Below are 19306 nucleotides of genomic sequence, written 5' to 3'. Positions count from 1 at the left end.
GGAGCGTGGGAACGATCATCAGCTAGCCCTTCACTGTTTTAGGCGCCTTGCCTTCCTTCATCTGTTGCAGCAGCGGCGCACACTGGTTCGGCTCATCGCCGCTCGGCGCTACCAGCGCCAGCAAACCCGCCGCCGGGCCGGCAATCACACCCAGTGCAACCATACCCGCACCACGCAACATCAGCGGCACCGCCTTCACGCCAGCATTCGGCTTGATAAACGGCCCGTTGACGTACAACGGCGAGCGCAGGGAGAACAGGCGGAAGCCTTTGGACTCTGGGGTAATCGTCAGGTCAAGCTGCTCGCTGGCCATGTTCGCGGTGCCATCGATGTAGATGATCGCGTTCTCGGTATCGAACACAAACAGACGAGTCGTCGCCAGGCCCGACTTGATACCGAAGTCTGCGGCCGCACAGTTGATCTTCACTTCCTTATCGCCAAACAGGCGGCCGACCACGTAGTTGCCGACGTTGAGCCCGGCGATTTCCATCAGTCCGCGGCTGATGGCGCCGTCGTTGATCAACATCTTCAGATCGCCATTCGACGTGCCAAGCAATGCCGCGACGGAGTTGCCGCGCCCGGAAATATCCGCATCGCCGTTGAGTTCACCAAAGCTGGTTTTCATGGGTTCGAAGGTCGGGAACAGCTGCTTGAGCTTGAAGTTGCGCGCGGTGAGTTTCGCCTGGCCTTCCATCGGCGTGGTGCGCCCGTTGAGGCGAATCTGCGCGTCGAGCTTGCCACCGGCCACGCCGAAACGCAGGGGCTCCAGGCTCAACTGGCCGTCGTTCAACACCAGGTGGGTGTAAAGGTCGGTGAACGGCAATTCAGCACTGTGGACGATGCGCTTGCCGGTGAATTCGACGTCAGCATCCATGTCGCGCCAGCGCTCGGTGCGGAACTCTTCCACCGGCAGCACCTTGGTTGCCGGCTGCTTGCTTTCGCCGCCACGGGCTTTTTGCTTGGCGTTGGAGTCGGCGCCAATCAGCGGCGCCAGGTCGGTCATCAACAACTGATTGGAAACCAGCGCGCCGGTGAGTTTGGGCCGCGGCTGACTGGCGACGTAGCCAAGGTTGCCGTGGATGTCGCTGTTGCCGATCTTGCCGTTGAAGTTTTCATACTGGAACGACGCGCCACTGGCCTCGTGCAACTTGGCGATCAGGTGGCCGTCGGTGGAATAGGCGGGCGAATCCGGCAGGGTCACGCCGGTGAGCGGGTAGAGATTGCCCAGGCTGCTGCCGGAGAGCTTGAGGCGCAGGTCGAGGGCGCCGAGGTTCATCGGGTCGGTCAGGGTGCCGGCCAGCGCGATGCTGGTGTCGCCGATCCTGGCCTGGGCTTGCAGCGGGAACGGCTTGGCCGCGTCCTGCAACGCCAGCAGACCACCGATCTTGCCGGTGCCATCAAGCTTCTGGCCGTGGTACTGGCCTTTGACCTTGAGACCGAACGCGTAATCCTGCGGCGCCGAGCCTTTTTCCAGGGCTTTCTTGGCGTCGGCATCCCCGACGATCTCGCCGAAGGGGATCGGCTTGCCGAGCAAATCAATCACTACGTCGAGTTGGGTCTTGAGGGTTTGATCGTCAAGGGTTACGTGGCCTTTGTCGAAACCAATCGCACCGATATCCACCACCCAGTTGGACGGTTCGGCATTCGGGTCCTTGGGGTCGAACTTGAAGGTCCAGTTGGCGCGGCCGTCGGCCAGGCGCTGCAACTGCGCACTCGGCTCGGTGAGGTCGATACGCGGGATCACCACGCGCTGGGCCAGCAACGCCAGGGGCGAGATGCGCAATTCCACGCGCTTGAGGGTGACCATCTGCGGGGTTTTCGACCAGTCGGGGTTGCCCAGGGTCAGGTCTTCGGCAATCACATGGGGCCACGGAATCCAGGCGCGCCAGCCGCCTTCATCGGGCTCACGCTGCCACACCACCGCCAGGTTGCCATTGATGGCAAACGATCGATGCAGCTCTTCGGAGACCTTGGCGTTGAGCGGCGGCTTGATCCGGTTCCAGTCAAAGAACACCAGGACCAGCACCACAATGGCGATTAACAACACGAAGCTGGCGCAGCTCCAGGCGAGAATTTTACGAGTGCGCGTCATTGCACAGGACTCCAGGTTACGACTGAGCGGGCGCCTTGCGGCGCACGTTTTGACTACAGCTTATATGGCTACGACTGACAAACGGCACGGGGGTTTAACCCCATTGATGAATTAGCGGTAAAAATCGCCTTTCCTGACCAACCAGACAGTTTCACTCATCAGCCACGCACCGTTGTTACCCACGTTCGTGTCGAAAATACCCACCTCGGTGCAAAAGCGTGGGTTTGAGACCTGCGAGATAGAGCCTTCGCAGGGAACAATCAATTCTGTTGATTATTACCATTGTGTTTATGAACTTTTATATCGACTTATCAAGAGTAGCATTAGCCCTGTACCCAATTTATCGCCCTCCCAAGGAGCAACCCATCATGAAACGCCAATTACTCGCAAGCTTTGTACTTTCCGTCCTGGCCACCAGCGCATTTGCCCTGCCAGCTGCTGAACAGGCTACTCCGCAAGTGAAAGCCGACGCTTCCCACGTAAGCCAAACCCTGGCTCGCAGCGGCGCTTCGGACAAGAACAACACCGACTACAACGGCAGCATCACTGAAAACGGTTCGGACCAAGCCAACAAACGCGCTTACACCGAAGGCGTTGCTGAAGGTGGCCGTGATCGTCTGGAACAGAAAGGCCTGGTTGAAGGTGGCGCTGATCGCCTGATGGAACGCAACGCTGTTGCCGAAGGTGGCCGTGATCGCCTGGAACAGAAAGGTCTGGTTGAAGATGGTTCGAGCCGTGCCAACAAACGCGCCTATGCTGACGGCGTAGTGGAAGGCGGTGCTGACCGTCTGCAAGAACTGCATCAAGCACAGAGCTAAGCCCGTGCTGGCCCTGGAAAAAAGCCCGATCAGCCGATCGGGCTTTGACTTTGTGTGAACCGCAACGCCCTTCTCCCTTTTGAAGTTCGACGCTGGCAAAGCTGATTTGCTAGAGTGCGTCGCTGTCCTTGTCCACAAAGCCCGCCTGCCAATGCTGCCCCGTGCCGAACAGAAGCAACAGACCCGACTCGCCCTGATGGACGCAGCCCGCCATCTGATGGAGTGTGGCCGTGGGTTTGGCAGCCTGAGCCTGCGTGAAGTGGCCAAGACCGCCGGCATCGTGCCCACCGGTTTCTACCGTCACTTTGCCGATATGGATCAGTTGGGCCTGGTACTGGTCAGTGAAGTCGGCCAGACCTTCCGCGCGACGATTCGCCTGGTGCGCCACAATGAATTCGTGATGGGCGGCATCATCGATGCCTCGGTACGGATTTTCCTGGATGTGGTCGCCGCCAACCGTTCGCAATTCCTGTTCCTGGCCCGCGAGCAATACGGTGGCAGCCTCGCCGTGCGCCAAGCAATCGGTGCCCTGCGCGAAGACATCACCAGCGACCTCGCCGCCGACCTGACCCTGATGCCCAAGCTCCAGCACCTGGATGCCGACGGCTTGCACGTGATGGCCGACCTGATCGTCAAGAGCGTGTTCGCCACCCTGCCCGACATCATCGACCCGCCCGCCGAAGCGCTGCCTGCGCACCTCACCCCTCAAGCCAAGATCACCCAGCAACTGCGTTTTATCTTCATTGGCCTCAAGCATTGGCAGGGGCTGGGCAGCACAGAATAAATCAGCGCACGGCGTGGAAACGCTTGGCGGTGGTGTAGTTCTTGTTCCAGTAACTGTTGGCCAGTGAATCGATGCGCACGCTTTTGCCAGTGCGTGGCGAGTGAATGAATTTGCCCTCGCCTATATAGAGACCGACGTGGCTGACCTGGCCGCGCCCATTGCCTCTGAAAAACACCGCATCGCCCGGTTGCAATGCTTCGCGCTTGACCGTGGCTGCCGTTGAGCGGTGCATCGCCGAAGTGGTGCGGGGCAGATGAATGTCGGCTTCGGTCTTGAACAGGTATACCAGGAAGCTGCTGCAATCGAAGCCCTGCCTCACCGAGGTTCCGCCCCACTTGTAGGGCGTCCCCAGCAGCGCATGAGCACGATCGATCACATTGTCGATAGCAGGCCGCGGGACAAAGGCTGGGGCCCGCTGGAGATTGGCCGAAGCGGATGAAAGAGCGAGTGACAAACTGACAATGATTAAACAGAAAAATGACTTGTACATGGTGGAACCGCTGAGAATTAAACACGGAGCGGAATCCTAATGAAACAGCGCGTAACCTGATGACCGCCCAATCCTACAATTACGTAGGAAAAATCCGAAACCGCTCACCCACCCGCCAAAGATGAAAGAAATTTCATGCAGTACGCCATGGAATTCAACGCTGAGCGCCCGAATCCGGTGCTATAAATCCACTCACGCACCAAAATGAAACATTTTGGAATAATTTCCTGCGCCATCAGGTGGCATAAGTCGCCTGCCTACAGGGAATTCCTACTCCCCGCGTGGTTGGCAAGACCCTTGCTCTAGCTTGCTTATCGCTCATAGCTGGAAGCTTTCTGATGCTGGTGATCCACCGCCGAATCGCCCCCGAACCCGTCTGGGCCGCAGAGTTGCTGCTGAATTTCGAAGCCCGCAGCAAAAGCCGCCTGCGCTGTTTCAGTGCCGACGGAGAAGACGTTGGCCTGTTTCTGGAGCGCGGCCAACCGCCGCTGCACGATGGCGAATTCCTACAGGCTGAAGACGGACGTGTCGTACGCGTGTGCGCCCGGCCTGAACAACTGCTGCACGTCACCTGCAGCAGTGCTTTTGAACTGACCCGCGCCGCCTATCACCTGGGCAACCGCCACGTGGCGCTGCAAGTGGGTGACGGCTGGTTGCGCCTGCTGGATGACTACGTGCTCAAGGCCATGCTCGACCAGTTGGGCGCCACCACTGAAACCATCGAGGCTCCGTTCCAGCCGGAACACGGCGCCTATGGCGGTGGCCACCATCACTCCCGCCATGGCGACGAAGACTTCAACTACCCACCCAAGCTGCATCAGTTCGGCGTACGTCTATGAACCCAGCCTGGGCGCTATTGCGTCTGGCCAGTCCGCAGTTGCCGATTGGTGGCTACAGCTATTCCCAGGGCCTGGAAATGGCCGTGGAGCAAGCCCGCGTGACCGACCCGGCGAGTGCCGGGCGCTGGATCAGCGATCAACTGTTGCTCAACCTGGCACGCTTCGAAGCGCCGCTGCTGCTCGCCCACTGCAAGGCCGCCGCTGAACAGGACTGGCCACGCCTCGCGCAGTTGTGTGAGGAACACCGTGCCAGCCGCGAAACACGCGAGCTGTACCAGGAAAGCCGGCAGATGGGTTACTCCCTGCACCAACTGCTGAACGGCTTGCCGGAACTGGATGACGCCGCGCGGGCGTTTCTCGCCCAGCGACCCGAACCGCACCTGGCCCTGGGCTGGGCGCTGGCCGCCCGCGCCTGGCAGATCAGCCCCGACGACGCCCTGGCCGCCTGGCTGTGGAGCTGGCTGGAAAACCAGTTGGCGGTGCTGATGAAAACCTTGCCACTGGGCCAGCAAGCCGCCCAGCGCTTGACCAGTGAACTGCTGCCGCTGCTGCAACAAGCCCAGCAGAACGCCAGCCAACTCGACCCCGATCACTACGGCAGCGCCGCGTTTGGCCTGTCCCTGGCGTGCATGGCCCATGAGCGCCAGTACAGCCGCCTGTTCCGTTCCTAGGGCCTTTTATTTTGGAGAATCATATGAACACCCAACCCCTGCGCGTCGGCATCGGCGGCCCGGTCGGCTCCGGCAAGACCGCCCTGACCCTGGCCCTGTGCCTGGCCCTGCGTGATCGCTACAACCTGGCGGTGGTCACCAACGATATCTACACCCGTGAAGACGCCGACTTTCTGGTGCGCAACCAGGCCCTGGCGCCCGAGCGCATCATCGGCGTAGAAACCGGCGGCTGCCCCCACACCGCGATTCGCGAAGACGCCTCGATCAACCTCGAAGCAGTAGACCAACTGAACCGGCGCTTTCCCGGCCTGGACCTGATCCTGGTGGAATCCGGCGGCGACAACCTGTCGGCCACCTTCAGCCCGGAACTGTCGGACCTGACCATCTACGTGATCGATGTGTCGGCCGGCGACAAGCTGCCACGCAAAGGCGGGCCCGGGATTTGCAAATCCGACCTGCTGGTGATCAACAAGATCGACCTGGCGCCGCTGGTGGGCGCGTCCCTGGAGCTGATGAACAGCGACACCCAGCGTATGCGCGGTGGTAAACCTTTCGTCTTCAGCAATCAGAAAACCGGCGTCGGCCTGGAAGAAATCGTCGCCTTCATCGAACGCCAGGGCTTGCTGACCGCAGCCTGATCAACCTCAACAAGGAGCCTGTCCATGCGCCTCAATACACTTCTCGCAGCCGCAGCCTTGCTGCTCACTCCCGCCCTCGCCTTCGCCCACCCCGGCCACGGCGACAACGGCCTGGTGGCCGGTATCAGCCACCCGCTGGGCGGCATCGACCACTTGCTGGCGATGCTCGCCGTGGGCCTGTGGGCCGCCCAACAGAAAGGCTCAGCACGCTGGGCGCTGCCGTGCACCTTCGTCGGCACCATGCTGATCGGCGGGATGCTGGGCTTTGAAGGGCTGGAACTGCCGGCGCTGGAAAGCGGGATTGCCGCGTCGGTGCTGGCGCTGGGCTTGGCGGTTGCGCTGGCGGTGCGGCCACCGTTGTTCGTGGCGGTGGCGGCGACTGCACTGTTTGCGCTGTTCCATGGCGTGGCGCATGGTTTGGAACTGCCTGATATGTCCAGCCCTTGGGCGTATGCCGTAGGGTTCGTGGGTGCGACGGCGGTTCTGCATGCGGCGGGTTATGCCGTGGTGCGCTTCCTGCCGGCGGCGGCAGCGCCGTTGGTGCGGGTGGCGGGTGCGGCGTCGGCGGCGACTGGGGTTTGGTTGCTCGCGGCCTGATTTTCGTTGCTCCTGAGGGCCTCTTCGCGAGCAAGCCCGCTCCCACATTCGACTGCATTCCAACAATGGAACTCGATCGAATGTGGGAGCGGGCTTGCTCGCGAAGGCGGCAGTAAAGACAACACCGATCCCAAGCCTGATACCATGTCGCGCAAACACCCCTGCCGTGACGACGCCAGCCGATGCCCATCGCTCCAAGCTCCGCCCTCAAGCCTCAATTGACCGCTGTGTTGACGCACTTCCACGACCTGATCGTGCCGCTCTGGCATGGCCCGGGCTGGAATGCCGACCTGGCGCTGCCCTATGAGGCCCTGGATGCCGACCATCGGCCTTTGCCCCCGCAGCGCTACCGCGCCATGGCCTGCGCACGGCAGTTGTACCTGTTCGCCAGCCTGATCGGCGAGCCCGGCGCAGCCTTTGCCGAGGAACGCGCCGCTGCGCTGTTCCGCTCCCTGCAACGGCACTTCCACGACGCCGAGCATGGCGGCTGGTTCTACAGCATCGACGCCCACGGCAAGCCGCTGGACAAACGCAAGGACCTCTACACCCACGCCTTCATCATCTTTGCCTGCGCCCACTATTGGGCCAAGGTGCGTGAATCGTTGGTGGAGTCGGTGCTGGACGCAGCCCTGGAAGTGGTCGCCGAACGCTTCGCCACCGGCGACGGCCTGTACGAAGCGGTGCTGGAGCGTAACTGGTCGTCCCTCAAGTCCGGCCCTCTGCAAAACCCGTTGATGCACCTGGCCGAAGGCTTCCTCGCCACGCTGGCCGTGCGTGAACACGCCGTCACCCAGGACGCATTGCTGGACCTGGCCAACGCCCTGCAAAAGCGCTTCATCGACCGCCAACACGGCGTGATGATGGAAAAACCCCTGGGGGCTGTGGATAACTGGTTTGAGCCGGGACACCAGTTCGAATGGTTCTTCCTGCTGGAGTCTTCGGACTTGTTGCGAGGCACACCGCTGCACGCGTCCCTGAACAAAGCGTTCAGCTATGCCGAGCAAAAGGGTGTGGATAACCTGACCGGCGCGGTCAGCGGCATGCTGGCCCTGGACGGCAGCCTGCGTGACGGTACCCAACGCATCTGGGCCCAGGCCGAATACCTGCGGGCGCTGACCTTGCGGCCCAACAGTGAAGCCGTGCTGCAACGCCAATTGCTGGCGCTGCAACAGCGCTTCCTGCACGACAAAGGCTGGAATGAGTGCCTGGATGCCAAGGGGCAAGTCAGCCGACGGGACATGCCGTCGACCACGCCTTACCACTTGGCGACGTGCTACCTGGGCCTTACGCAATCCATTTGCGATCCCCGGTAAAACTGATCGTCAGCCAGCGGGCCGCGTCCGGTTTGCCCAGCCCTGTGGATATTTCTTCGCGCAGTCCGTCCAGGGTGGCGACGTTATCCACCGGGTAATCCGCCGGCAGCACCACATGAATCTCGATAAACCGCGCCCGCCCGTGCTTCTGCACGTAGGACACGTAGTCGTCAAAACCATGCTTGGCCTGGGCCGCGTCCATCACTTCGCGGACTTTGCCGTCCAGTTGGTCCGGCACAATTCCCAGCACATCCCGTAGCGCCGGACGCAGGATCTTGAAGGCCGGCGCCAGCATGCTCAACGCCAGCAGGATCAGGATTAACGGGTCGACATACACCGCCCACTGCCCGTAGCCCTGGGACTTGAGCAACAGCGCCGCCAGGAAGCTCACCAGCAACCCCACCGACAGCATCGCGTCCACCAGCCAGCTGATGTTGTCGAACTGGATCAGCGACGACTTGAGCGTTCGATTGCGATAACGCACGTAGAAGAAATAGGCGAACTCGACGACGGTAAATACCGCCGCATAGATGATCACCAGACCCAACTCGATATCGCGCCCGCCATTGATAATGCCGAACACACCGTTGAGAAACGCATAGATGGCGATCAACAGCAGGAAGCTGCCTTCGATCAGCAGCACCATGGGTTCCAGGTGCCAGTAGCCGAACTGGAAACGTTCGTTGCTTTTCTTGGCGATCAGCTTGGCCGTGATCAGCATCAGCACCTTGATGGCGGTGGCGATCAGCGAGAAAAAGCCGTCGAATAAAATCGATTGGGCGCCCGACACCACACCCGTGACAATCCCGGCGATCGCCACGGCGAACATCAGGATGGTCGATTGTTTGAGCAGCGACTGCTCACCTCGGTTACTCACATATCCTCCTGTCAAAACCTTTGAACCGCACAGCGCGGCGGGGTTTTCAGGGGTGGAGTGTACCTTATGTCCTGTTTTGGCCGATTTGCCGCATATTCAAGGCTGACAAAAATCTGTGGCGAGGGAGCTTGCTCCCTCGCCACAACAGCTCGACGAGCTTAGCCCTTGGCACCACGCTCAATCGCAAACCCGGCCCAGGTCTGGCTGACCGGCATCAGTTCCAGGCGGTTGATGTTCACGTGCGCCGGGGTGTTCAGCACCCAGAAGATCGTGTCCGCAATGTCCTGTGGCTGGATCGGCTCGGCACCGGCATAGGTCGCGTCATAACGCGCCTGGTCACCGGCAAACCGCACCAGGGAGAACTCGCTTTCGCACAGGCCCGGCTCGATGTTGGTCACGCGCACGCCAGTGCCCTGCAAGTCGCAACGCAGGTTCAGCGAGAACTGTTTGACGAAGGCCTTGGTGCCGCCATACACGTGGCTGCCCGGGTACGGGTAGCTGCCGGCGATGGAGCCAAGGTTGATGATCCCGGCGCCACGGCCGTGGGCGATCAGGCGCGGCAACAGCAGGCTGGTGGTGGTCAGCAGGCCCTTGATGTTGGTGTCGACCATGGTTTCCCAATCGTCGAGGCTGCACTTGGGCGCAGGGTCGGTGCCCACCGCCAGGCCGGCGTTGTTGATCAGCCCGCGCAGCGTGGCAAAGGAAGGCGGCAGGTTGGCAATTGCCTCTTCCATGGCTTTGCGGTCACGCACGTCCACCACCAGGCCGAGCACTTCGGTCTGCTTGGAAAGCTCGGCGCACAGGGCATTCAGACGCTCTGCGCGACGGCCGGTGAGCACCAGTTTCCAGCCGGCTTCGGCAAAACGGCGGGCACAGGCTTCGCCAAAACCGGAGGTCGCGCCAGTAATAAACAGCGTATTGGACATGGTGTTCTCCTTGCGGGGCTACGAGGTAAAAAATCAGCCAGCAGAATGCCCGGCTGCCGGGCTGGCGGCAACTGATACACGCTGTAGACACAGGTGAATGCCGCTCATACTGTACGAAATTCAACCAATCACTTGGGAGCCATACAGGCCGTGGCGTCCAGCCATGTGCGCGCACCTTATCCACAGCCCCGTCCACAGTCTTTGGGGGCAAGTGCAAAAGCTGAAAGCCGCAGTACACAAGGCTTTCAGCGCGATTCAAAAAGTTTTTTGCTTGACCTTGAGCGAGCCATATGTAGCCCGCTTCAAAACGGTGCAATCAGGACGATGGCTCCGGGCCAGTCGTTCCGGCCTCTGCGGCACTCTTTCCAGAGTTTAGTCACAGACTTATCCACAGGCCGGAGTGACATCTTCCGGTCATATACCTGTGTCTTTAAACAGGTTGACAAAACCCTCGGGCGGTCGCGAAAAACTCACTGATCAATAAACAACCACCGCGCTACAAGCCACGGAAACAAAGGGCTACAGCCAGCTACTCCCACGTTACCCACAGCCGGTTCCACAGTGGTTGGGGACAAGTCAAAACTGTGACAAAACAGGGATTTGCGGCGGCTATATGTCGCGCTTTGGCAGGTGTCTGGATTTGTTGTCCACAATTTCAGGAAAGCACTGTGGATGAGCGTTCCCACGCTGACCGTTCCCACGCTCTGCGTGGGAATGCAGGCCGGGACGCTCTGCGTCCCAAAGCGTGACGCAGAGCGTCACAAGAGGCGTTCCCACGCGGAGCGTGGGAACGATCAGAGTTACATCAGTGCCCGCCGAGGTAGGCGTTACGCACCTCCTCATTCACCAGCAGCTCCTTGCCGGTGCCTGTAAGGCGAATCTCGCCGTTGACCATCACGTACGCCCGGTCAGACAAGCGCAGCGCATGGTTGGCGTTCTGCTCCACCAGGAAGATGGTCATGCCGGTAGACGCCAGCTCCCGCAGCGTGGCGAAGATCTGCTTCACCACAATCGGCGCCAGCCCCAGGCTCGGCTCGTCCAGCAGCAAAAGCTTGGGCCGGCTCATCAGCGCACGAGCGATGGCGAGCATCTGCTGCTCACCACCGGACATGGTCATTGCCCGCTGGTTACGCCGCTCCTTGAGGCGCGGAAACAGCTCGAACATCCGCTGCATGTCCTCGGTGGCGAACTTGTCGCCAATCGGGATGGTGCCCATCAGCAGGTTTTCCTCGACGGTCATGTCGGGGAACACCCGCCGCCCTTCCGGCGACTGCGCAATGCCGTTGGAGGCGATGTAGTGGGACGACTTGTGGGTAATGTCGACGCCGCGGTAGATGATCTGCCCGGACTCGGCCCGTGGCTGGCCAAAGATCGACATCAGCAGCGTGGACTTACCCGCGCCGTTGGAGCCGATCAGGCTGACGGTTTCCCCTTCGTTGATGTGCAGCGAGACTTTTTTCAAGGCCTGGATCGGGCCGTAGAACACGTCCAGGTCTTTCAGTTCGAGGATTGGCTCACTCATACCAGCTCCTCTTCGTCAGCGCCCAGGTAAGCCGCGATCACTTTAGGATCATTGCGGATTGCTTCAGGGCCACCCTCGGCAATCACGTTGCCGTGGTCCAGCACCACGATGTGGTCGGAAATACTCATCACCATGCCCATGTCGTGTTCGATCAGTACCACCGTCAAGTCGTGCTCGTCCCGCAGCAGACGAATCATCGCGCTGAGGGCTTCGGTTTCCTGGGGGTTGAGGCCGGCAGCCGGTTCGTCGAGGCAGATAATCTGCGGCCGGGTGCACATGGCGCGGGCGATTTCCAGGCGGCGTTGTTGACCGTAGGACAACTCGCCGGCCAGGCGGTTGGCGCAGTCCACCAGGTCCACCACTTCCAGCCAGTAGAAGGCATGGTCGAGAGCATCGCTTTCTGCCTTGCGGTACCCCTTGGTGTTGAGGATGCCCGCGAGCATGTTGCGGTTGACCCACATGTGCTGGGCCACCAGCAGGTTCTCCACCACCGACATTTCCTTGAACAGGCGAATGTTCTGGAAGGTGCGCGCCAAACCGGCACGGTTCACCAGGTGGGTGCCGCCGAACATTTTGTAGAACACCCGGCTGAAGAAGCTTTTCGGTGAAACAAAGTCGGTGGCCTTGAAGCGCTCGCCCAGCAGCTGGATCACGTTGGTCTGCTTGCCGCGCACATTGAGTTCGATCTTGCCGCCGGAGGCTTTGTAGAAACCGGTCAGGCAGTTGAACACCGTGGTCTTGCCGGCACCATTGGGGCCGATCAGGGCGAAGATCGAGTTGCGTTCGACCTTGAGACTCACATCGCTCAAGGCCTTGATGCCACCGAAGTGCATCATCAGGTGTTCCACGGAGAGGACGACTTCCTTGCTCATGGCGCCACTCCTTTACGTGGGACTACACCGGTACGGCTGATGCGAATCAAGCCCCGTGGTCGCCAGATCATCATCACCACCATCAACACGCCGAACAGCAGCACGCGGTATTCAGAGAAGCTGCGCAGCAGCTCCGGCGCCACGGTCAGCACGAACGCGGCAATCACTACGCCGACGGTCGAGCCCATGCCGCCCAACACCACGATGGCGAGGATCAGCGCCGACTCGAAGAAGGTGAACGACGACGGGTTGACGAAGCCCTGGTAGCTGGCAAAAAACACCCCGGCCAGGCCGGCAGTGGAAGCGCCGATGGTGAACGCCGAGAGCTTCACCAGCACGTGGTTGAGGCCCATGGAACGGCAGGCGATTTCATCTTCGCGCAAGGCTTCCCAGGCGCGGCCCACCGGCATGCGGGTCAGGCGGTGCTTGATGTACAGCACCAGCAGCACCACCAGGAACAGCACGATGTAGATGAACAGGAATTTGAAGTTGGGGTTGTAGTCGATGCCGAAGAACTCGTGGAACGGCACCCCGCCATCCTTTGCCTTACGCACGAACTCCAGGCCGAAAAACGTTGGCGACGGCACTGGCATGCCGTTTGGGCCACCGGTAAACGACAGCCAGTTGTTCAGCACCAGGCGGATGATTTCACCGAAGCCCAGGGTCACGATCGCCAGGTAATCCCCGTGCATTCGCAGCACCGGGAACCCGAGAATGCACCCCGCCAGCGCCGCGCAGATCGCCGCCAGCGGCAGCACTGTCCAGAAGCCCAGGCCGAGGTATTGATAACCCAGCGCCAGCCCATAGGCACCGATGGCGTAGAACGCCACGTAACCCAGGTCGAGCAGCCCGGCCAGGCCCACCACGATGTTCAGGCCCAGCCCCAACAACACGTAGATCAGCCCGAGGATCACCACGGTCAACAGGTACTTGTTGGCGAAGAACGGGAACACAATGGCAATCACGATCAACGCCGGGATGATCCAGCGCAGGCGCGATTTGTAGTCGGGCTTGAGTACATGCACACCGGAACCGGTGCTTTCAAAACCTTGCAGAATCCGCAGGCCCCTGGGGGTTTGCAGGAACAGGCTCATGGCAAAGCGGCCGACCATCACAATGGCCACCAGGATGCCGACACGCGCCGGTTGCAGGTTGAAGCTGTAGCCGTCGAGGACCACGCCGACGATCGGACCGAACACGATCAGCGAAATCAGCCCGGCGAGTACCGCATCGACCACACTTTTCTTGATATCGATAGAGTAGGCAGCAGACATAGTTATACCTTCGCCACGAGTGGGCGACCGAGCAGGCCCTGGGGACGGAAAATCAGGATCACCACCAGCAGGGAGAAACTGAACACGTCTTTGTAGTCAGAGTTGATCAACCCCGAGAACAGCGACTCGGAAATACCCAGGATGATCCCGCCCAGCATGGCCCCAGGCAGGGAACCGATGCCACCGAGTACCGCTGCGGTAAATGCCTTGATGCCGATGATGAAGCCGGCATAGAAGTCGAACGTGCCGTAGTTCAGGGTGATCAGCACACCGGCCAACGCGGCCATGGCGGCACCAATCACGAATACGTAGGAGATGACCCGGTCGGTGTTGATGCCGAGGATCGACGCCATCTTGCGGTCTTGCTGGGTTGCGCGGCACATGCGGCCGAGCTTGGTGTACTTGATGATGTAGGTCAGCAGGCCCATGCCGACAAACGCGGCCACCAGGATAAACACCTTGGTGTAGGTCAACTGCACGAAGCCGGTGCCGATGTCGACTCTCCAGGCGCCGGCCAGCAGCGTCGGGATGCCTTGTTGCTTGGCGCCCTGGGCGATCTGCGCGTAGTTCTGCAGGATCAGTGAGATACCGATGGCGCTGATCAGCGGGGCCAGTCGGGTGGAGTTGCGCAGCGGTTTGTAGGCGACACGCTCGATGACCCAGCCGTAAACGCCAGTGACGACGACGGTGAAGATCAGGGTGCCAAGGATGAGCAGCGGGAAGGATTCGATGCCGAAGTAAGCCAGCAGTGCCAGACTGATCGCCGCGAGGTAAGCGGAAATCATATAAACCTCGCCGTGGGCGAAGTTGATCATGCCAATGATGCCATAGACCATTGTGTAGCCGATGGCGATCAAGCCATAGACCGACCCGAGGGTCAGCCCATTGACCAGTTGCTGCAGGAAAATACCATCCATAACGCAATCTCACGCAGTGAGAGCCTGCACACTGGTGTGTGTGCGGATCTTCTAGGAGGAAAACAGAGGCTCGGCACTCGCCCACTGTAGGAGCGAGCTTGCTCGCGAAAAACCCGAGAGCGACGCATGCATCCAGGATGCCCGCGTCATCGTTGACGTTCTTCGCGAGCAAGCTCGCTCCTACAGAGAGGTCATGCAGTCAGTTCGGATTACTTCTGCTTTTCCAGCTGGTGATACTTGCCATCCTTGTCCCACTGGTAAACCACATAGTCGGAGACTTTCAGGTCGCCCTTGGCATCCCAGGTCTTCTCGCCCATGACGGTTTTGACCGGGTGGGCTTTCAGCCACTTGGCCGCGTCTTCGCCCTTGTTGGACTTGGCGCCATTGAAGCCAGCGGCCAGGGCCTGGAGCGAAGCATAGGCATACAGGGTGTAGCCTTCAGGCTCGGTGCCACTTTTGCGGAACTCTTCCACCACGGCCTTGCTGTCTGGCAGCAGACGCGGGTCGGCGCCAAAGGTCATGTACACGCCGTCCACATACTGTGCGCCGCCGGCGGTCGCTACCAGTTCGTCGGTGACCACGCCGTCATCGGACATGAACTTGACGTCTTTCAAGCCGGCTTCACGAATCTGGCGAACCAGTGGACCGGCTTCCGGGTGCAGGCCGCCGAAGTACACGACATCAGCACCGGTGGAGCGGATCTTGGTGACCAGGGCGCTGAAGTCTTTCTCGCCACGGGTCAGGCCTTCTTCCAGCACCGGCTTCACGCCACGCTTGGTCAACTGCGCCGCGGTAGCGTCTGCCAAACCTTTGCCGTAGGTGTCCTTGTCGTTGATAACCGCGACTTTCTTGCCCTTGAGCACGTCGACAATGTAGTCGCCGGCCACGATGCCTTGCTGGTCGTCACGGCCGCACATACGGAACATGGCGGTCATGCCGCGCTCGGTCACTTGCGGGTTGGTGGAGCCTGGAGTTATCGCAATCACACCCGCGTCGTTATAAACCTCGGAGGCCGGAATGGTGTTCGAGGAGCAGAAGTGCCCGACCACGCCGATCACTTTGTCCTGGTCAACCAGACGGTTGGCCACGGCCACGGCCTGCTTGGGTTCGCAGGCATCGTCGCCGGCAACCAGCACGACTTTCTCGCCATTGATGCCACCGGCCTTGTTGATGACGTCGGCTGCCGCCTGGGCACCTGTCATGTACTGCTTGCCAAATGCCGCGTTGGCACCGGTCATCGGCCCCGCTACGCCAATCTTCACATCAGCTTGAGCAAACGCAGAAACACCCAGCGCCGCAGTAACGGCGAGGGCCAGAAAACCTTTCTTGTAAAACGTCTGGGACATGAGTGGTGCTCCGAGGTTTTTGTTGAATTGGCACTGCAGCTTCACTTCAAAAACTTTCAGCGAAAGCCCAGAGCAAGCGGCGTGCCATTACGTTTTTATTATTCAAAAAGACACGGTGTCATTGTAATTACAGGTTTTTGGGCGCCTTTTGATTGGACGTGCAACCGTCTAACTCAACCAGGTGCAACCATTGGACTCATAAAGTGCAACCCGGCCGATCAAGCGCTGCAACCCGGCCATCAAACGGCCACCCTTGAACCTGTAACAGCATGCGTAACGGAAGTGCACATTTACAGTGCGTTACTGCTACGACTCGCACCAATACAGATTAGTAGCCGGCGAGGAAAATGCAGGCTTCTGAGCGGTATTTCGTTGATCAGATCACGATCCGCAGGCATTGGCCCGCGTGATACAGCGAGAATCCCGCTTCATACAAACAGCTGCGCAGGCCCACACCGGCCAGCGGCTGCATCGGTGCGAAGGGGATCGGCAGTGCCTGTGGATCCTGGTGACACAGGTAGTCCGCAAAGGCTTTGCCCACCACACTGCCGGTCGTCACGCCGCGCCCGTTGTAACCGGTAACCGCCACCAAACCGGGAGCCGGCTCGAACAGACGCATCAAGTGGTCCGGAGTGAACGCGATGCAGCCGGTCCAGGTGCATTCCCACTGCACCGGCTTGAGGTACGGGAAGTAGTGCTGCTGCACCCGATCGGCCCAGGCCTTGAGGAACCAGGTGGGTTTCTGGTTGCCGTTGCCCAGGCTGCCAAGCAACAGCCGGCCCTCGTCGTCGCGGCGGATGCTGCTGAGTACCTGGCGGGTGTCCCAGGAGCCTTGGCCGCCCGGGAGAATTTGTTGTGCCGCTTCGTCGGTCAGTGGGGCCGACGCCACCTGATAGTAATAACCGGGGAAAAAGTTGCGGCGCAGCTCGGTCCACTCGCCTTCGGTGTAGGCATTGGAAGCAATCACCACCTGCTCGGCCTGCACCGAGCCTTGGGCAGTCTGCACAGACCAGTGCTGGCCCTGGCGTTCCAGTTGAGTGACCGGGGAATGGTCAAACAACTGCCCCCCCAGCCCGACTGCGGCATTGGCCAAGCCGCTGGTATAGGCCATCGGGTTCAAGGTGCCAGCACGCCGGTCGAGCAAGGCGGCAGCAATCTTTTTGGTACCGGTGGCTTGCTCGCAGGCCGCGCCGGTCAATAGTTCTACCGGTGCGCCGCGACGCTTCCATTGTTCTTCACGACTGCGCAGATCCGCCTCACCACGAGCGTTATGCGCCATGTGCAAAGTGCCCTCGCGGCGCAATTGGCAATCGATGTTGTATTTGTCGATCAGGCTGAACACCAGGGACGGTGCCGCGCCGAGCATGCGGTTGAGCTGGCTGCCCACCGCTGTGCCAAAACCGGCTTCGATCTCGTCCGGGGGAATCCACATCCCGGCGTTGACCAGGCCCACGTTGCGCCCCGAACCACCGTGGCCGGTACGATGGGCTTCGAGTACGGCGACGCTTTTACCTTGTTCCAGCAGATGAATGGCCGCCGACAAACCGGTGATCCCGGCGCCGATCACGCACACATCCACCTTGACCTCGCCCTTGAGCGCGGCGCGATCCGGCCGGCCAGGGGTCAGTTGTTCCCACAAACATGCTTCGCGTAATGCCATTGCCAGACTCCGATGAGACCTAACAAACCACTTTTCCGAATTGTAAATACGATCAACTGTGGGAGCGGGCTTGCTCGCGAAAGCGGTGGATCAGATAAGTATTCGTTGACTGACACACCGCTTTCGCGAGCAAGCCCGCTCCCACATTGAACTCACTCCGACTTGAGGTATCAGTCGAAGGTAATACCTTGGGCCAGCGGCAGTTCCAGCGAGTAGTTCACGGTGTTGGTCTGGCGACGCATGTACCCGCGCCATGCATCCGAACCCGACTCACGCCCGCCACCGGTCTCTTTCTCACCGCCAAACGCGCCACCAATCTCCGCGCCGCTCGGGCCGATGTTGACGTTGGCGATCCCGCAATCACTGCCCACCGCCGACATGAACTGCTCAGCTTCACGCACGTCAGTGGTAAAGATGCACGAAGACAGGCCTTGTGGCACCGCATTGTTCAGGCGCAGCGCTTCAGCGAAATCGGTGTAGCCCACCACGTACAGAATCGGTGCAAACGTTTCGGTGCACACCACATCACTCTGCTCCGGCATTTCCACAATGGCCGGCGACACGTAGTAAGCGTTGGGGAACTTGTCTTCCAACTGACGCTTGCCGCCAAACACCCGGCCGCCTTCGCTCAAGGCTTGCTCCAGGGCGTCCTGCATGTTTTCGAAGCTGTGCTTGTCGATCAGCGGGCCGATCAGGTTGCCTTCCAGCGGATGGCCGATGCGCACTTTGGAATACGCGGCCTTGAGGCGGGTGACGATTTCCTCTTTCACCGACTCATGGGCGATCAAGCGGCGCAGGCTGGTGCAGCGCTGCCCGGCGGTACCGACGGCGCTGAACAGGATGGCGCGCACGGCCATGTCCAGGTCGGCGCTTGGGCCGAGGATCATCGCGTTGTTGCCGCCCAGCTCGAGAATGCTGCGGGCAAAACGTGCGGCGACTTTCGGTGCCACTTCGCGGCCCATGCGGGTGCTGCCGGTGGCGCTGATCAGCGCAACGCGCGGGTCATCCACCAGTGCGGCGCCGGCATCGCGGCCACCGATGATCACTTGGCTGAGATACGGCGGCGCATCGCTGAAGTTCTTCAACACGCGCTCGAAGAGCGCCTGGCAGGCCAAGGCGGTGAGCGGGGTCTTTTCTGAGGGTTTCCAGATCACCGCGTTGCCGCATACCAGCGCCAGCGCGGTGTTCCACGCCCATACGGCGACCGGAAAGTTGAACGCGCTGATCACGCCGACCACGCCCAGCGGGTGCCAGGTTTCACGCATATGGTGGCCAGGGCGCTCGGAGGCGATGGTCAAGCCGTACAGTTGACGCGACAGGCCGACGGCGAAGTCGCAGATGTCGATCATTTCCTGCACTTCACCCAAACCTTCCTGGGTGATCTTGCCGGCTTCCCACGACACCAGCTCGCCGAGGTCGGCCTTGTACTCGCGCAACACGTCGCCGAACTGGCGCACGAGCTCACCACGACGGGGGGCCGGCACCTTGCGCCAGGCGTCGAATGCATGCTCGGCGCGACTGACCTGCTGCTCCACCTCGGCGGCACCTTCCCAGTGCACACTGGCAATCCGGCTGCCATCAATGGGCGAATGCACGGGCTGTTTTCCCGACTGGTACAGCGCCGGGTTTACCCCGAGACGATCAAGCAATGCGGCAACCATGGGTCACTC

Annotated in this window: 18 protein-coding genes; 7 read left to right on the top strand and 11 right to left on the bottom strand. The window is 60.6% G+C overall.

The genetic code is table 11. The annotated features are described in order from the left end of the window. Positions 1 to 22 precede the first annotated feature (22 nt). Entirely contained in the window at positions 23 to 2092 is a 2070-nt protein-coding gene (locus D109_RS0119650; RefSeq protein WP_017478374.1) for an AsmA family protein, read from the bottom strand. Between the two features lie 368 nt (positions 2093 to 2460). Here D109_RS0119650 and D109_RS0119645 point away from each other — a divergent pair, with 368 nt between their 5' ends. Together D109_RS0119645 and D109_RS0119640 are read left to right on the top strand one after the other, a co-directional pair. After that, on the top strand, positions 2461 to 2910 hold the full coding sequence (locus D109_RS0119645) for a hypothetical protein (protein ID WP_017478373.1): 450 nt from the start codon (positions 2461 to 2463) through the stop codon (positions 2908 to 2910). A gap of 151 nt (positions 2911 to 3061) precedes the next feature. Further along, positions 3062 to 3694: a TetR family transcriptional regulator gene (locus D109_RS0119640; protein ID WP_017478372.1), complete on the top strand. Its 633-nt coding sequence runs from the start codon at positions 3062 to 3064 to the stop codon at positions 3692 to 3694. Between the two features lies 1 nt (position 3695). On the opposite strand, the gene D109_RS0119635 is transcribed toward D109_RS0119640, so the two are convergent. Then, the gene (locus tag D109_RS0119635) at positions 3696 to 4184 is read right to left on the bottom strand and encodes a C40 family peptidase (RefSeq protein ID WP_026078090.1); all 489 of its coding nucleotides are present in this window, start codon (positions 4182 to 4184) and stop codon (positions 3696 to 3698) included. A 338-nt stretch (positions 4185 to 4522) separates the two neighbouring features. Here D109_RS0119635 and ureE point away from each other — a divergent pair, with 338 nt between their 5' ends. The 5 genes from ureE (at position 4523) to D109_RS0119610 (ending at position 8242) form a co-directional block, all read left to right on the top strand. Then, positions 4523 to 5023 (top strand): urease accessory protein UreE, encoded by a 501-nt coding sequence (gene ureE / locus D109_RS0119630; protein WP_017478370.1) that lies wholly within the window; start codon positions 4523 to 4525, stop codon positions 5021 to 5023. Beyond that, on the top strand, positions 5020 to 5694 hold the full coding sequence (locus tag D109_RS0119625; RefSeq protein ID WP_017478369.1) for an urease accessory protein UreF: 675 nt from the start codon (positions 5020 to 5022) through the stop codon (positions 5692 to 5694). The genes ureE and D109_RS0119625 overlap by 4 nt, the downstream gene beginning before the upstream one ends. Before the next feature lie 23 nt (positions 5695 to 5717). Next, the gene (gene ureG / locus D109_RS0119620) at positions 5718 to 6332 is read left to right on the top strand and encodes an urease accessory protein UreG (protein ID WP_003217431.1); all 615 of its coding nucleotides are present in this window, start codon (positions 5718 to 5720) and stop codon (positions 6330 to 6332) included. Between the two features lie 24 nt (positions 6333 to 6356). After that, the gene (locus D109_RS0119615) at positions 6357 to 6929 is read left to right on the top strand and encodes a HupE/UreJ family protein (protein ID WP_017478368.1); all 573 of its coding nucleotides are present in this window, start codon (positions 6357 to 6359) and stop codon (positions 6927 to 6929) included. A 182-nt stretch (positions 6930 to 7111) separates the two neighbouring features. Beyond that, positions 7112 to 8242, top strand: coding sequence for an AGE family epimerase/isomerase (locus D109_RS0119610; protein ID WP_017478367.1), 1131 nt, complete (start codon positions 7112 to 7114; stop codon positions 8240 to 8242). Here the strand turns inward: D109_RS0119610 and D109_RS0119605 are convergent. The 9 genes from D109_RS0119605 to D109_RS0119565 form a co-directional block, all read right to left on the bottom strand. Next, a complete protein-coding gene (locus D109_RS0119605) occupies positions 8214 to 9119 on the bottom strand; it encodes a cation diffusion facilitator family transporter (RefSeq protein ID WP_017478366.1) in 906 nt (301 codons plus the stop codon). The two genes, D109_RS0119610 and D109_RS0119605, sit on opposite strands and share 29 nt — an antisense overlap. Before the next feature lie 158 nt (positions 9120 to 9277). Further along, on the bottom strand, positions 9278 to 10045 hold the full coding sequence (locus D109_RS0119600) for an SDR family oxidoreductase (RefSeq protein ID WP_017478365.1): 768 nt from the start codon (positions 10043 to 10045) through the stop codon (positions 9278 to 9280). A gap of 805 nt (positions 10046 to 10850) precedes the next feature. After that, the gene (locus D109_RS0119595) at positions 10851 to 11567 is read right to left on the bottom strand and encodes an ABC transporter ATP-binding protein (protein ID WP_010173912.1); all 717 of its coding nucleotides are present in this window, start codon (positions 11565 to 11567) and stop codon (positions 10851 to 10853) included. Then, on the bottom strand, positions 11564 to 12439 hold the full coding sequence (locus D109_RS0119590) for an ABC transporter ATP-binding protein (protein WP_010173909.1): 876 nt from the start codon (positions 12437 to 12439) through the stop codon (positions 11564 to 11566). The genes D109_RS0119595 and D109_RS0119590 overlap by 4 nt, the downstream gene beginning before the upstream one ends. After that, positions 12436 to 13713, bottom strand: coding sequence for a high-affinity branched-chain amino acid ABC transporter permease LivM (gene livM / locus D109_RS0119585; protein WP_017478364.1), 1278 nt, complete (start codon positions 13711 to 13713; stop codon positions 12436 to 12438). Before livM ends, D109_RS0119590 begins: the two co-directional genes overlap by 4 nt. Before the next feature lie 2 nt (positions 13714 to 13715). After that, the gene (locus tag D109_RS0119580; RefSeq protein ID WP_003217447.1) at positions 13716 to 14630 is read right to left on the bottom strand and encodes a branched-chain amino acid ABC transporter permease; all 915 of its coding nucleotides are present in this window, start codon (positions 14628 to 14630) and stop codon (positions 13716 to 13718) included. A 209-nt stretch (positions 14631 to 14839) separates the two neighbouring features. Continuing rightward, a complete protein-coding gene (locus D109_RS0119575; protein WP_017478363.1) occupies positions 14840 to 15976 on the bottom strand; it encodes an ABC transporter substrate-binding protein in 1137 nt (378 codons plus the stop codon). A gap of 376 nt (positions 15977 to 16352) precedes the next feature. Then, positions 16353 to 17636, bottom strand: coding sequence for an FAD-binding oxidoreductase (locus tag D109_RS0119570; protein ID WP_017478362.1), 1284 nt, complete (start codon positions 17634 to 17636; stop codon positions 16353 to 16355). A gap of 170 nt (positions 17637 to 17806) precedes the next feature. After that, positions 17807 to 19297, bottom strand: a complete 1491-nt coding sequence (locus D109_RS0119565) for an aldehyde dehydrogenase family protein (protein ID WP_017478361.1) — start codon at positions 19295 to 19297, stop codon at positions 17807 to 17809. Positions 19298 to 19306: the final 9 nt, after the last annotated feature.

Origin of the sequence: Pseudomonas sp. PAMC 26793, assembly GCF_000313235.1 — a bacterium.
Lineage (GTDB): Bacteria > Pseudomonadota > Gammaproteobacteria > Pseudomonadales > Pseudomonadaceae > Aquipseudomonas > Aquipseudomonas yamanorum.
The sequence above is the reverse complement of the archived record's forward strand: the minus strand, read 5'-3'. Positions and strand labels throughout refer to the sequence as shown.